Below are 14,039 nucleotides of genomic sequence, written 5' to 3' on the forward strand. Positions count from 1 at the left end.
GACACCCTCCTCGCGGGAGGAGACACCGTGCGTCAGGGCTGCGCGGGTGCGCGGCCCAGGGGAATCACCAGCGGCCCCGGCAGGTCCGGCCGCGCCACCACCTCCACCTGCAACCCGAAGGTGTCCGCGATGAGGCCGGGCGTCAGCACCCCGGACGGCGTGCCCGTCTCCACGCACAGGCCCCGGTCCAGCACCGTGACGCGGTCCGCGTACCGCGCGGCCAGGTTCAGGTCGTGCAACACCGCGAGCACCGCGCCGCCGTCCCGCGCGAAGGCGCGGGCGCGCTCCAGCACCAGGTGCTGGTGGGACAGGTCCAGGCTCGCCGTCGGCTCGTCCAGGAGCAGGTAGCGGTGGCCGTGCGCGGGCGGCGTCCACAGCTGGGCCAGCACGCGGGCCAGCTGCACGCGTTGCCGCTCGCCTCCAGAGAGCGTGGTGTACGAGCGCGAGGCCAGGTGCTGCGTGTCCGTGGCGTCCAGCGCCGCGCGGGCGATGTCCAGGTCGGACGCGTCGCCGCCTCGCCGCGCATGCGGGCTGCGGCCCAGGAGCGCCACCTCCAGCGCGGTGAAGCCGAAGCCCAGGGAGGACTCCTGCGGCAGCACGCCCAGCCGCTGCGCGCGCTCCACGTAGGGCCACTGGTGCAGCGCCCGGCCCTCCAGGTACACGTCCCCTGTCTTGCAGCGCAGCTCGCCCGACAGCGCCGCGAGCAGGGACGACTTGCCCGCGCCGTTGGGCCCCACCACGGCGAGCACCTCGCCGGGATGGACCTCCAGCGACAGCGGACCGGCCACGCGGCCACGCCCGCGCCAGACCTCGATGCCGCGCGCCTCCAGGCTCATGCCGCCCCCTTGCGCGAGAGCAGCGCGATGAAGGCGGGCACGCCCAGCACCGACGTGAGCGCGCCCACCGGCAGCTCCGAGGGAGAGGCCAGCGTGCGCGCGAGCAGGTCCGACGCGAGGAGCAGCGAGGCCCCCGACAGCGCGGACGCGACCAGCAGCCTCCGGTGGTCCGGCCCGAGCGCGATGCGCAGCAGCGCCGGCACCAGCAGGCCCACGAAGCCAATCATCCCGCAGAAGGCCACCGCCGCCCCCACGCCCAGCGCGGCGGCGAGGATGAGCTTGCGCTTGAGCCGCTCCACGTCCACGCCCAGGTGCCACGCCTCGCGCTCGCCCAGGAGCATCAGGTTGAGCGCCCGCGCCTCGCTCAGCAGCAGCCCCACCGTCACGAGCAGCGGCAGCGCCGCGGCGCCCACCGCCTCCCACGACGCGCCGCCCAGGCTGCCCAGGCTCCAGAAGGTGATGGTGCGCAGCTGCGCGTCCGTGGCGGCGTGCGTGAGCAGGCCCATGCCCGCGAACGCGCCCGCGCTCACCGCCACGCCCGCCAGCAGCACGCGCGGCGTGTCCGTGCGCCCGCCGCCCGTGCCCAGCCGCAGCGCGAGCAGCGTCGCCCCCAGCGCGCCCAGGAAGGCCGCGCCCGGCACCACCAGCATCCGCAGGGGGCCCGCGTGCGCGGACAGCGCCGCGTCCAGCACGATGGCCAGCACCGCGCCCAGCGCCGCCCCGCTGGACGTGCCCAAGAGGCCGGGCTCCACCAGCGGGTTGCGGAAGAGGGCCTGGAGCGCGGCGCCCGTGGTGGCCAGCACCCCGCCCACCATCACCGCCATCAGCACGCGCGGCAGGCGGATGGTGAGCAGCACCGCGCGCTGCATGGCGTCCAGCCGGTGGGAGGCCTCGCCCAGCCCCGCCGCCTCCCAGAGACTCCCGAGGATGGCGGACGGGGGCACCGTCATCGAGCCCACCGCCAGCGACGCCAGGACCATCAGCGCCAGCAGCAGCCCCAACGTCACCCAGGGCCCCGCGCCCGGCACCCGCGAGGGCACCGGACGCGTGGCGGGCACGGGCATGGCCTCCGACGCGCTCATTTGACGCCGCCCTTCTCCGCGGCCACCGGGGCCACCGCGTCCTGCACGTGGGCCACCGCCTTGCCCAGGCCGGGCCCCAGGCCCATGAAGTCCACGTCCTCCACCGTGACGAGCTTCCAGCCCTTCACCTGCGACAGGCCGGGCAGCTTCGCCAGGCCCTCCGCGCCGCCCACCGCCGACACGGAGCTCGCGGGCAGCAGCACGTACTCGGGCGCCGCCGCCACCACGGCCTCCGCGCCCAGCGGCTTGTAGCCCGGCATCGCGTCCGCCGCGTTCACCGCGCCCGTCAGGCGGATGAGCGTGTCCGCCACCGTGCCCGAGCCCGCCACCATCAGCGTGCCCGCGCCGCGCGCGTAGATGGCCAGGATGCGCGGCGGCTTCGAGCCCTTCACCCGGGCCGCGCGGTCCGCCGCCTTCTTCAGGTCCGCGTCCAGCTTCGCCACCAGCGCCTTGCCCTGCTCCGGCGTGCCCAGCCGCTCCGCGATGCCCTGGATGCGCGCGCGAGCGCCCTCCACCGTGGGCTCGTTGGAGTACGTCTCCACCGTCATGCCCGCCTGCTTGAGCTGCTCCAGCACCGGCGGGGGCCCGGCCTCCGCCGACCCCAGCAGCACTCCCGCGCCCAGGGACAGCACGCCCTCGGCCGACAGCGCGCGCTGGTAGCCCACCGTGCGCACCTTCGACGCCTCCGGCAGCGCCGCGCTGGAGTCATCCACGCCCACCACCCGGTCGCCCGCGCCCAGCGCGAACACCGTCTGCGTGATGGCCGGCCCGATGGTGATGAGCCTGGGCGCGGGCTTCGGCGTGGGAGGCGCCGCGTGCGCCGCCACCGCCAGCAGGGCCGCGAGGAGGCCCCACTTCGAGGCCGCGCGCCTCATGACGCCACCTCCACGGCGGGCAGCGTGCGGACCAGCTCCTCCATCAGCGCCCGCCACGCGGGGGACTCCAGCTCGCCCGGCTTCCGCTTGCCGAACAGGAGCGCGATGTTCTCCCCCGCCTGGTCGAACAGCTCCAGCGAGGTGACGTCGCCGTCGCGCGTGGGCTTGCGCACCACCCACGCCGTGTGGACGTGGTCCGCGCGGACGTGCAGGTTGAAGCCCGGGTCCATCACGTTCATCCACGGGCCCATGGGCCGCACCGTGCGCACCGGGCCGGTGTGGATCTGGATGGCCCCGGGGTTGCCCACGAACACCATGATGGGCAGCTCCGTGGCCGCGGCGCGCTCCAGCGTCCAGCCCAGCGAGTCCGGCGCCACGGGCCTGGCGAACTCCGTCCCCGCGAGCCGCAGCGCCTGCGTGCGCGCGACCTTGAACTTGCCGAGCAGCGCGAAGAACTCATGCGTGTCCTGGAGCGCGCGCCAGCCGGCCTTGAGGCCCAGGGCGTCAATCTCCGCGTCCGGGCGGGGCCCGGCGGGAGGGGACGCCGGCACCACGTCCAGCACGTGGCGCTGGTCCTCGTGCTGGAGCTCGCGCACCAGCCCCTCGAAGGCGGCGACGTTCGCGTCGTCCTGGAGGTAGATCTTGTGCACCGCCGTGCCGGCGGCGTCGAAGACCTGGAAGCTGCGGCGCACCTGCCCGGAGAGGTCCTCGCGCAGCGCGAAGAGGAAGCACCAGCGCGACAGGAACAGCCGCAGGTCGATGTCCTCGTCCAGCACCAGCGCCCGGGAGCCGTGCAGCTCCACCTTGTGGTACACGCCCTTCTTCTCGTGCACAGCGGACGCGTTGCGCGTGAGCGCCATCACCCGGCCCAGCGACTCCAGCCGGGGCAGCAGCACGTCGAAGCGCGGCTCCAGCCGCACCAGCTCGCCGCTCAGCCCGGTGGCGAGCAGCTCCGCCTCGCTCACGCCCAGCTTGTCCGCCGCGTCGCGGATGCGCATGCGCGGCTCGGACTCCTTCAGGGCCCGCCAGCGCTCCCGCAGCGCGGTGAGCGGGCTGCCCACCTCCTCCGCGCGGCCCATCACGGCTGCCCCCCGGCCGGCGCGGCCACCTTCGCCCAGAGCAGCTTCAGCTTCGCGGGCGTGCCGGCGGCGTCGTAGTAGGACTGGATCTCCACCTTGAAGTACGACCCGGAGTCCGAGCGCACGACGTAGAGCTGCGGGCGCGGCGTGAGCGTGTGGGTCGGCAGGTCGTAGACGTACCAGCCATCCCCCGTGTTGAAGACGGTGTCCACGGCGTCGCCGGTGTCCGGGCCGTCCTCCGCGTCCGACAGGTAGCCGGACGCGGGCGCCTGGGTGAGCGCCGTGAACGCCGTGTCCGGCACGATGGCCACCTGCACGCCGCCCGTGCCGCTGACGCCGCCGCGCGACTTCACCGTGAAGCGCTGGAAGGCCAGGTCCCAGAGCGCGTCATCCGCCGCGTTCGCCTCCTTGCCCGTGTCCAGGTCCACGCCCACCCAGGCCGCCGCGTCGGTCGCGTCGACGACGGAGGTGAACGAGCCGTCGCCGTTGTCCTTGTGGGTCAGGTGCTGGCCGTCCTGCGGGGTGATGGCGGGGTCTTCTTCCTCGCCGGGCCCCGGCGTGGGCTGGAGGTCGTCACCGCACGCGGTGCCCAGGCCCGCGAGGAGCAGCGCCGCGCAGGCGCGGCCCAGGAAGCCGGGACGGAAGGGATGGGAGGACATGCGGACTCCTTCGGATACGGATGCAGGGTGAGAAGTCAGAACCGGGTGGAGACGCCGGCCTGGAGGGTGCGGGGCGGAATGGGCAGGTCCGTCGGATTGCCCGCGTTGGTGAGGTTGCTGCCCACAACGAAAAGCTGGAGCCCGCCCGCTGGCATGAGCCAGGCGACTCGGGCGTCCAGGGAGACGGTGGGGCTGGCACGGTAGGAATCCGCCACACCGTCTCCGTTGGTATCGGGATAGAAGGGGCGCTCGCCGGTGAGCGCGCCGCGCACGTTGGCCTCCAGGCCCCACTGGCGGTGGCGCCACGTGGCCTGCGCGGTGAGCCGGTGCCGCGCCTGGCCTTCCAGCTCGCGGTCCAGCTCCTGGTCTGTGCCGTCGGTGAGCGTGTAGCCCAGCTCCACCTGGATGCGGCCGGGCAGCGACTGGCGCACGCCCAGCTCGCCGCCGCGCACGCGCGCCCGGGCGATGTTGATGTACGAGTAGCGCAGGAAGTCGCCCTCGGACTGGAGCGACGCGGCGATCATGTCGCGCAGCGAGTGCTGGAACGCGCCCGCCCACACCGTGGTGTCGCCGGTGGCCCGCGCCTCCACGTTGACGCTGAAGCTGCGCGAGCGCTCCGGCTTCAGGTCCGGGTTGCCGCGCACGGTGTAGCCCACGGAGGGGTTCTCGAAGTCGATGAGCAGGTCCTGGAAGCTGGGCGCGCGGTAGCCCCAGCCGTAGCTGCCGCGCACGGTGAGCCACGAGCGCGGATCCACCTTCAGCGCCACGCGCGGCGTGGCCGCGAGCCCGAACTGCGAGTCCACGTCCAGCCGCCCGCCCGGCACCAGCACCAGCCCGGGCTTCTCCGCCAGCGTCCAGCTGTCCTGCGCGTACACGGAGCCGCGCCCGCGCCGCCCGCTGCCGCCCTCCAGCCGGTCCGAGCGCAGCCACTCGCCCAGGTACTCGGTGCCCGCCACCAGCGCGTGGCCGCCGCCGGGCCGCGCGTCCACCTGCGCGCCCACGCGGGCCTGCTGGTCGCGCGTGTCCTCCACGGTGTCCAGCGCGGAGGCGTTGCGCTGGTCGCGCAGGTAGCGCCGCTCGAAGTGCCCGTAGGACACGTCCGTGCGCAGCGTCGCCGCGTCGCCCAGGCGCCAGGACGGAGACAGGCGCGAGGCGAAGCTGTTGTCGCGGCTCGCGCGGTCGAACACCGCGCCCGCAGCGCCCAGGTCCACGCCGCGCTGGATGCGGTGGGAGAAGGACGCGGTGCCCTCCAGGGACATGGCGCCCTGTCCGCGCCAGTCGCCGCGCGCGGACACGTCATAGCCATTCAGGCTGCTGCCCGTGGTGCCGATGTCCGAGACGTCCAGGTCATAGGCCGAGTGCCGCTGGAGCCCGGCGCTCACGCGCAGGCCCCACGCGTCGCCGCGCGTCTCGCCGGTGGCGTCCAGGTCCAGGCGGTGGAGCGTCCCGTAGGCGGCGCGCAGGTCCGCGCCCAGGGTGCGCTGCGCGCGGCGGGTGATGAAGTTCACCACGCCCGCCACCGCGTCGCTGCCGTAGAGCACGGACGAGGGGCCCTTCACGATCTCGACCTGCTCGATGTCCTCCAGCGACAGGCGCGACAGGTCGATGTTGCCGTCCACCTTGCCGGTGACGCGCTCGCCGTCCACCAGCACCAGCACGTACTCCGGCGCCAGGCCCTGGACGGACAGCCCCGCGCCCGCGAAGCCCTGCTGCACGACGAGGCCCGGGCGCGTGGACAGCAGCTCCGAGGCGTCGCGCGCCCCGCTGGCGACAATCTCCGAGCGGGTGATGACCTCCGTGGCCACCGGCGTCTCGCGCAGCCGCTCCTGCGTGCGCGAGCCCGTCACCACCGTCTGGAGCGCGGGCGGCTCGTCCACCGGGAGCCGGGACTCCACCACCGGCTCCGGCGTCGGGGGCGCGGCCTCTTCCACGCCTCCGTCCACGGACGGCACGTCCTCCGCCCGGGCCACGCCGGACAGGGCACCCCATAGAAGCGCGCACAGCCACCAACGCCCGGACATCCCACGTCCTCCCGGCACGAAAGCCGGGGGCTTCCGTTCTCGGGAAGCCTGTCGGGCGCTGGGCTCAAGGGCCTCGGGCCTCAGGAAACACACTGCCGCGGGCCCCCCTGCCGGGAAGCCCGTTCCTTCCAAGTGTTTCAGCCGCCCTCACCCCGGGGAGCGCCTCCGCGCCGGGGCTCCGACGACGGGCCGGACTCCAGCGGCACCACCTGCGTCCGGTGGCACCGGCGGCACTTCAGCTCCACGCCGCCCGGCACCAGTCGCGCCAGCAGGCTGCCGCACATGCAGCGCAGCTCCCCGGCACTTCCCTGTGGCCCGCATCCCTCGTGCATCGCGGCTCCCTGCGTTCGATGGGACCGGACGATATTGATACTGACTATCAAAGTCAAAAGACTTCCAGTGAACAAGCCCGGACGGGTGTTCAGGGGAGGACCCTCTCCTGCGCGCCCGCCTTCGCCTCGGGGCGCGGGGTGGGCGTGGCGGCCTTCGGTGTGGGGAGCAGTGGCACCCGCCCCTCCGGGTAGAGCGCGGTGAGGCGGTCGCCGCGGAGCTCCAGCGCGGCCAGGTGGCGGCCGTAGTGGGTGCTGAGGCCCGTGTCGATGACGATGACGCGGCCGCCGAAGCGGAGGGAGAGCCGGCCGTCCTTTGACGGGGTGTGGCCCATCACCATGCGGCGGGCGCCGAAGCGCGCCAGCACCTGCGTGAGGCCCGCGTCCCACCTCGCCTCGTCGTCGATGGCGTAGCCCCGGAACCACACCGGGCCCTGCGGGTCCACGCCGCCGCCCGGCGGCTGCCCCGGCGTCAGGTCCTGCCACACCCAGCGGTTCACCTCTTCCAGCGTGGTGCCCGGAACGGCAGGCGACAGGCCGCCGTGCATGAAGAGCGTGTCGTTGATGCGGATGACGGCGGGATGCGAGCGCAGCCACTTCCCGTAGCGCCCGTCCGCGGCGTAGGCGGCGGCGTGGCCGTGGAGCCCCGGGGGCTCGCCGGGAGCATCGGGGGGGGAGGCTGGGTCCGTGAAGGAGGCGAGCTCGCCGGGCGTGACGTAGCGCAGGTCTCCGCGCATGTTCATCAGCTCGTGGTTGCCCAGGAGCGGGTGCACGCGGCCGCCGGCCTTGCGCGCCTCGGTCTCCAGGCGCATGAGCAGCTCGAAGGCGGCGCGGGTGTGGTCGCCCCGGTCGGGGATGTCCCCGGTCTGCACCAGGTGCGCCTTGCCGCCAACCCAGTGGTCCTTCGCGTCGATGAGGCCCGCCAGCCGGAGGACCTCCTTCAGCGCCTCCACGTCCCCGTGCACGTCCGCGACGGCGACGACGCGCTCCACGCCCTGGAAGACGAAGGGCTCCTGCGACTTCGGGGCGGCGGCGCCCGCGAGCGCGGGCAGGAGCAGCAGGGACAGGAGAACGGGACGCATGGGCTTCCTCCCTTCGGAAGAGGGCGGAAGCCTAGCGCACGTCCCCGGCCTGCGCGCTCGCGGCGGCGTAGAGGTCCAGCAGCGTGATGCCCGCGACGGCGCCGGTGGCGGCGAGCAGGCGGCCCCTGCGCGCGCCCGGCTCCCGCAGGCCCCTGCCCATCGTCGCGAGGTCCAGCGCGTCACCGGCCACGCGCGCCCACAGCCACGGGCGCTTCTTCGCGGGGCCCAGCAGGGCCACGCCCGCGGCGAGCTCCCGGGCGCCATAGGCCCGCACCCACCTGTCCCCGCGCGAGATGCCGAAGAACCGGAGCAGGCTCCACGCCCCCAGCAACTCCGTGACGCCCAGGCCCACGCTGAACCAGCCCAGCGCGCGCGGCAGCTTGCTGCGCACCGCCTTCGCCATGACACCGCCTCCTTGGAAGGGAAAGGTCCGGCGCAAAGCTGGAGGCGTCCCAGGCGCGCGCCAAGACCCTCGGCGGCCCGGAGAGGGGCGCTTGCTGGAAGGCAGGCAGGCGGCGGAGCCCCCGCCCTACGGGGGATGGCCCCGGAAGCGGGCCGGGAGGGCGCGCAGGAGCTGCGGATCCCTCCAGTCCCAGGCGCGCTCCGGCGCGCGGTCCACGTTCACCGGGACGGAGTTCCACAGGTGCACGTCGTAGGTGATGGAGGCGCGCCAGTGGAAGAGGATGCTGAACACGGCCGTCACGGCGAGCACTCCCGACAGGGCGCGATGCCGGCGGGGCGCGTCCACCGCGAGCTGCACGGGGAACGCGAGGAAGAACGCGAGGTAGGGCAGCACGTCCGTGAAGAAGCGCGGCCCCACGGAGTGCCCCGCCCACCAGATGGGGAACGCGGAGATGGCCACCCAGTGCAGGAGCACGATGGTGGCGAAGGCCTTCTCGTAGGGCGCGAGCTCCCGGCGGCGCCACCGCTGGACGAACCCCACGCCAGCCAGCGCCAGGAACGGCGAGTAGATGAGCAGCCCCCGCGACGGGCTCACGAGGTTCCCGGCCAGCGCCATGAGGAAGCGCGGCCCCGCGATGTCCAGCGAGTTCCGGAAGTACGGCGACAGGAGCGACCCGTAGATGTGGAGGTTGTACCCGCAGAACGGCGCCGCCACGAGCGCCGCGCCCGCGAAGTACGCGGGGAGCAGCCGGCGGAAGCGCAGGGCGAAGTACGCGGTGAAGACGACCACGGTGATGGAGTGCGTGGGCCGGCACACGTAGGCGAGCGCGACGGTGAGCCCCGCGAGGAGCGCGGTGCGCGCGGTCTGCGTGGGCCGCGCCAGCAGCAGCACGCCGCAGGCGATGGCCAGCAGCCCGGGGCTGTGCTGCCAGAGCACGCGGCTGGCGGTGGAGTACGCCGTCGTCCCCAGCGCGAAGAGCAGGACGGTGACGAGCGCGGCGCGGGCGGACACCTGCCTCCGCAGCGCGATGAGCAGCACGGCCGCGGCGGCGCACACGTAGACCGAGGCGATGAGCTGTTCGGTGCGGTGGAACGCGCCCAGGTCCACCTTGCCGGTGCTCTGGAACAGCGCCAGCCACGCCAGCGCCCGTGCCCCGGGAGCGCCCAGGTGCTCGAGCAGCGGCCGGCCCAGGGAGAACAGGCCCTCCGCCAGCGCCAGGAACGGGATGGCGGAGACCATCACCCCGGGCGGGTACACGTAGTACGTGTGGCCCCCGAAGTCGGTTCGCGCATAGTCGGTCGCCTCGGAGAAGGTCGGGGCGTACTCGTCCAGGTCCGCGTTCCCTTCATGGAGGATGCTGGCCGCGGAGGGGATGGACCACAGCGAGTCCATCTGCATCTGCACCTTGCTGCCGGTGTAGACCGCGAACAAGCCCAGGCACATCAGCCAGAGCGCGAGCGGCGAGGCCGCGAAGTCGCGGCGGGGCAAGGTGGGTGCGGGGGGCACGGGGCCGCTTCTAACGAATCGGCATGTCCCACGCGAGGCCCCGCGTCCCTCCGGGCGGAAATCAGCGAGGATGGCCCCATGCGAATCTGGGTCGATGCCGATGCCTGTCCGGGGCCCGTGCGGGACATCCTGCTGCGCGCGGTGCAGCGCGTGAAGGTGCCGGCCATCTTCGTGGCGAACAAGCGCCTGGCGCTGCCGCGCCTGGCGTACATCTCCACCGTGCAGGTGGGCGCGGGGCAGGACGCGGCGGACCGGCACATCGCCGCCTCCGCGGAGCCCGGCGACCTGGCCGTCACGCAGGACATCCCGCTGGCCGCGCTGCTCGTCCCCAAGGGCGTGGTGGTGATGGATCCGCGCGGGGAGCTCTTCACGCCGGAGAACATCGACGAGCGGCTGTCCCTGCGGAACTTCATGCAGGAGCTGCGCGACGGCGGCGTGAACACCGGCGGCCCCAGCGGCTTCTCACCCCAGGACCGCCAGCGCTTCGCGGCCACGCTGGACCGGGAGCTGACCCGGCTGGTGAAGCCGCAGGGCTGAAGCGGGGAGGCCTAATGGCCCGCGCCGCCGCTGCCCTCCGCGGGGGGCGTGCCGGTGGACGGGGCCACGGGGCTGACGCCGATGCCTTTGTTCCGGTGCCAGGCCGGCGGGATGATGTCCAGCCGCGAGCCCACGTACTCCGACGGCGCGGGCTCCGGGGCCAGGGGGTCCACGTCACGCATGTCGATGCTGCCCGAGCCGCCCGTCCCCAGCTCCTGGATGTCCACGCACTGGAAGTCCTCCGGCTTCGAGGACCGCGGGATGCCGGTGCCGCCGGTGGCCTCGGCGGAGGCCTGGGCCTCGGCGCCCACGTCCCCGTAGAAGTTCACGCCGTGCTCGCGCAGCATCTCCTGCGTGCGCGGGGACTCCTCCGAGTCCCAGGACATCTCGTCGCTGGCGAACGCCTCGGTCGGGGACTCCTGGGGCAGGGACGCGGTCTGTGTGGCGCAGCCGCCCCACAGGAGCGCGGTCAGCGAGGCCAGGAGCGGGAGCTTCATCGGCGTGTCCTCCAGCAGTGTCGTCCACCCTCCAAAGTGGAGGCACTTCCGTCGGGAGCAAGCGACGGGGGCCAGCCGGGCCAGCGGCCCCGCTCCAGGCCGGGGCCCGTCAAGGGTCCCCGTCCCCACCGCCCCCGGGCAGGCAGGCCAGCGCCGCCACGGTGAGCGGCTCGCACCCGGCGCGCAGCGAGCCCGCCCGGTCCGGGGCGTAACGGCCGGAGTGCGGCCCCGGCAGGTGCCTCACCTTCTCCTGGGGCGTCGCGCCCGGCGCCGCCTCCCAGGCCGCTCGCGGCGTGATGCCCACGAACCAGTACGCCGTGGGCAGCGGGCGCTCCGGCCCCTGCGCGAGTTGGGGGTGGGCGGCGTCGTTCATGGCGGTGTGCTCCTGGTCCCGGAGCCGAGGGGAGGTGTCGAGGGCATCCGGGTACGGCTCAAGGTGGAAGCCGCGCTGGGGGCTTCACAGGGGATGGGCGGGGAGGCAGCAGGGGCCCGGCTCCGCGTGCCGCCCGCCCCGTCCCCCGGGGCACCGTGGGCCTCCGGGGCACCGCCTGTCCGTTCGTTGTCCGCCCCTCCCCCGGGGGTCACCTTCTGGCTGCGCACGAGACACATGGAGGAGGCAGTCATGAGGCGAGGCATCGCGCTGGGGCTCTGCCTGGCGGGCTTGACGGGTGGCGCCGCCAGGGCCCAGGACCCACCGCCGGACGCGCCCACGCGGTGGGGCCGGGTGGAGTGGAAGGGCCCCTACTTCCTCCTGGGGCTGGGCGTGGAGGGCTACACGGGCAAGCTCGCGCCCAACATCGATCCGGGGCCCTCGTATGGCGTCGTCGTGGGCTACCGCGCCAATGACTACCTGGGCGTGGAGCTGGGCTACAGCGGCGGCGTGAGCGGCCTGTCCGTCGCGGACCACTCCTCGTCCTTCGGCACCCCGGACATCGTGCGCAATGGCGGGCAGGCGGCGCTCACGGTGGGCCTCACGTCCTCGCGGATCCAGCCCTACGTGCTCGGGGGCATCGGCGTCGAGCGCTACTCGGTGCGGGAGGGCAACTTCTTCCGGTTCTTCGACGACACGGGGGGCTACGCGCCGGTGGGCGCGGGCGTGCGCTTCAAGCTCAACCCCCAGCTCACCGCCGAGGTCCGCGGCAGCTACAGCTTCCTCTTCGGGCAGGACTTCGCGCCCACGCAGGACATCGGCGCGGGGGATGGCCGCTACTCAGGCCTGCTGATGATTGGGGGCAGCTATTGAGGTGCGCATGTCCGCCACGCTGATTGACCTTCTCGACGAACGCGGCAGCCGCTCCGCGGAGCCGCGCCTCTACACCTTCCTGGAGGAAGACGCGGAGGTGACGCTCACCCGGAGCGAGCTGGCCTCGAGCGCGCACCGCATCGCCGCCGCGCTCCAGCCGCTCGCCGCGCCGGGCGAGCGCGCGGTCCTGCTCTATCCCCCTGGCGCGGACTACCTCCGAGGCTTCTTCGGCTGCGTGTGCTCGGGGCTGGTGGCGGTGCCGGCGTATCCGCCGGATCCCTCGAGGCTGGAGCGCACCCTGCCCCGCCTGCGCGCGCTCATCGCGGACTCCGGGGCCACGGTGGTGCTCACCACGTCCCTCATCCTCTCCATGGCGGAGGTCCTCTTCACGGACGCGCCGGAGCTGCGCGCCTTGAAGTGGGTGGCGACAGACGCGTTGGGGGCGGGCGACGCGGCGGCGTGGAGGCGGCCGGACGTGACGGCCGCTTCGCTGGCCTTCCTCCAGTACACCTCCGGCAGCACCGGGGCGCCTCGGGGCGTGATGCTCAGCCACGGCAACCTGATGCACAACCTGGGGGCCATCTGCCGCGCCTTCCAGACCCGCGACGACAGCGTGGGCGTCATCTGGCTGCCGCCCTATCACGACATGGGGCTCATTGGCGGCGTGCTGGTGCCGCTGGCGCAGGGGTTCCACACGGCGCTGATGTCTCCGCTGTCGTTCCTCAGGCGGCCCCGAGCCTGGCTGGAGGCGCTCACCCGCTTCGGCGGCACCATCAGCGGCGGGCCCAACTTCGCGTTCGACCTCTGCGTGCGGCGCATCCCGCCCGCGGAGCGCGAGGGCCTGGACCTGAGTCATTGGGAGGTGGCGTTCTGCGGCGCGGAGCCCATCCGCCCGGACACGCTGGCGCGCTTCACGGAGGCCTTCGGGCCGCATGGCTTCCGGCGCGAGGCCTTCTATCCCTGCTATGGCCTGGCGGAAGGGACGCTCATCGTCACCGGCGGCGCGAAGGGGGCCGAGCCCGTGCTGCGCGACGTGGACGCCTCCGCGCTGGAGGCGGGCTTCGCCAGGGCGCCCGCGGGCGCGGCCCGGACGCTGGTGGGCAGCGGCGCGACGCTCCCGGATCAATCCCTGCGCATCGTGGCGCCGGACACTGGCCAGGTGCTCCCGCCAGGCGAGGTGGGCGAGGTCTGGGTGAAGGGGCCGAGCGTGGCGCAGGGCTACTGGCGGCGCGAGGCGGAGTCCGCGCGGGTGTTCCAGGCGAGGACCCACCAGGGAGACGGCCCCTATCTGCGAACCGGGGACCTGGGCTTCCTGGACGCGGGAGAGCTGTACGTCACGGGGCGCGAGAAGGATCTGATCATCGTGCGTGGCCGGAACCTGTATCCGCAGGACCTGGAGGCGGTGATGGAGGGAAGCCACCCCGCGCTCAGGCCCGGCTGCGGCGCGGCCTTCGGCGTCGAGGTGGAAGGAGAGGAGCACCTCGTCGTGGTGCAGGAGGTGGATCCGCGCAGGTGGGACGGCGAAGTGTCTCCCGTGTTGGGGGCCATTCGGGGTCGGCTGGCATCGGTGCACGAGGTGCGGCCGCGCGCGGTGGTGCTCATCGAGCCCGGAAGTCTGCCCAAGACCTCCAGCGGCAAGGTGCAACGGAGGGCCACGCGGGAGGCATTTCTCACCGGCGCCCTGCGCGAGCTGCACGCCTGGTGCACGAACGCGACGACCGGCGAGGACCTCTCCGGCGGGCGCTCAGCGCCAGAGTTCCGAGTCTTGGCACGAGTCCCGTCACGTCTGGGCACATGGGGGGAGGACCTGGATGCCCAGCCGCCCTGATCCGAGGAACGGGAAACGCGGACTGGGCCGGAACAAGCACCGAACGCGCCATGGCATCCCGC

At 73.7% G+C, this 14,039-nt stretch carries 15 protein-coding genes; 3 read left to right on the forward strand and 12 right to left on the reverse strand.

Annotated elements, in window-relative coordinates:
* Positions 1 to 32: 32 nt before the first annotated feature.
* The 10 genes from U8525_RS12645 to U8525_RS12690 all read right to left on the reverse strand — a co-directional run bounded on the left by U8525_RS12645 (position 33) and on the right by U8525_RS12690 (position 9,872).
* Positions 33 to 836, reverse strand: coding sequence for a heme ABC transporter ATP-binding protein (locus U8525_RS12645; protein WP_374265180.1), 804 nt, complete (start codon positions 834 to 836; stop codon positions 33 to 35).
* Complete coding sequence (locus tag U8525_RS12650) at positions 833 to 1,918, reverse strand: FecCD family ABC transporter permease (RefSeq protein WP_374265182.1); 1,086 nt, start codon at positions 1,916 to 1,918, stop codon at positions 833 to 835. Before U8525_RS12650 ends, U8525_RS12645 begins: the two co-directional genes overlap by 4 nt.
* The gene (locus U8525_RS12655) at positions 1,915 to 2,793 is read right to left on the reverse strand and encodes a hemin ABC transporter substrate-binding protein (protein ID WP_374265184.1); all 879 of its coding nucleotides are present in this window, start codon (positions 2,791 to 2,793) and stop codon (positions 1,915 to 1,917) included. Before U8525_RS12655 ends, U8525_RS12650 begins: the two co-directional genes overlap by 4 nt.
* Complete coding sequence (locus U8525_RS12660) at positions 2,790 to 3,872, reverse strand: hemin-degrading factor (protein WP_374265420.1); 1,083 nt, start codon at positions 3,870 to 3,872, stop codon at positions 2,790 to 2,792. The genes U8525_RS12655 and U8525_RS12660 overlap by 4 nt, the downstream gene beginning before the upstream one ends.
* Positions 3,872 to 4,531, reverse strand: a complete 660-nt coding sequence (locus U8525_RS12665; protein WP_374265186.1) for an HmuY family protein — start codon at positions 4,529 to 4,531, stop codon at positions 3,872 to 3,874. Before U8525_RS12665 ends, U8525_RS12660 begins: the two co-directional genes overlap by 1 nt.
* Positions 4,532 to 4,566: 35 nt before the next feature.
* A complete protein-coding gene (locus U8525_RS12670; protein ID WP_374265188.1) occupies positions 4,567 to 6,552 on the reverse strand; it encodes a TonB-dependent receptor plug domain-containing protein in 1,986 nt (661 codons plus the stop codon).
* A 137-nt stretch (positions 6,553 to 6,689) separates the two neighbouring features.
* Positions 6,690 to 6,836 (reverse strand): hypothetical protein, encoded by a 147-nt coding sequence (locus U8525_RS12675; protein WP_374265190.1) that lies wholly within the window; start codon positions 6,834 to 6,836, stop codon positions 6,690 to 6,692.
* A gap of 137 nt (positions 6,837 to 6,973) precedes the next feature.
* Positions 6,974 to 7,963 carry a metallophosphoesterase gene (locus U8525_RS12680; protein WP_374265192.1) on the reverse strand — a complete coding sequence of 330 codons (990 nt, stop codon included), beginning with the start codon at positions 7,961 to 7,963 and terminating at the stop codon, positions 6,974 to 6,976.
* Positions 7,964 to 7,994: 31 nt separating this feature from the next.
* Positions 7,995 to 8,366 (reverse strand): hypothetical protein, encoded by a 372-nt coding sequence (locus U8525_RS12685; protein WP_374265194.1) that lies wholly within the window; start codon positions 8,364 to 8,366, stop codon positions 7,995 to 7,997.
* Between the two features lie 126 nt (positions 8,367 to 8,492).
* On the reverse strand, positions 8,493 to 9,872 hold the full coding sequence (locus U8525_RS12690) for a hypothetical protein (protein ID WP_374265196.1): 1,380 nt from the start codon (positions 9,870 to 9,872) through the stop codon (positions 8,493 to 8,495).
* Between the two features lie 78 nt (positions 9,873 to 9,950).
* Here U8525_RS12690 and U8525_RS12695 point away from each other — a divergent pair, with 78 nt between their 5' ends.
* The gene (locus U8525_RS12695) at positions 9,951 to 10,409 is read left to right on the forward strand and encodes a YaiI/YqxD family protein (RefSeq protein ID WP_374265198.1); all 459 of its coding nucleotides are present in this window, start codon (positions 9,951 to 9,953) and stop codon (positions 10,407 to 10,409) included.
* Positions 10,410 to 10,420: 11 nt separating this feature from the next.
* On the opposite strand, the gene U8525_RS12700 is transcribed toward U8525_RS12695, so the two are convergent.
* Together U8525_RS12700 and U8525_RS12705 are read right to left on the reverse strand one after the other, a co-directional pair.
* Entirely contained in the window at positions 10,421 to 10,906 is a 486-nt protein-coding gene (locus tag U8525_RS12700; RefSeq protein ID WP_374265199.1) for a hypothetical protein, read from the reverse strand.
* 109 nt (positions 10,907 to 11,015) lie between these two features.
* Positions 11,016 to 11,279, reverse strand: coding sequence for a hypothetical protein (locus U8525_RS12705; RefSeq protein ID WP_374265201.1), 264 nt, complete (start codon positions 11,277 to 11,279; stop codon positions 11,016 to 11,018).
* 249 nt (positions 11,280 to 11,528) lie between these two features.
* On the opposite strand from U8525_RS12705, the gene U8525_RS12710 reads away from it, so the two are divergent.
* Positions 11,529 to 12,149, forward strand: a complete 621-nt coding sequence (locus U8525_RS12710; RefSeq protein ID WP_374265203.1) for an outer membrane beta-barrel protein — start codon at positions 11,529 to 11,531, stop codon at positions 12,147 to 12,149.
* 7 nt (positions 12,150 to 12,156) lie between these two features.
* Entirely contained in the window at positions 12,157 to 13,977 is a 1,821-nt protein-coding gene (locus U8525_RS12715; protein WP_374265205.1) for a fatty acyl-AMP ligase, read from the forward strand.
* Positions 13,978 to 14,039 lie beyond the last annotated feature (62 nt).

It is taken from the genome of Corallococcus sp. RDP092CA, assembly GCF_041903675.1.
Classification (GTDB): domain Bacteria; phylum Myxococcota; class Myxococcia; order Myxococcales; family Myxococcaceae; genus Corallococcus.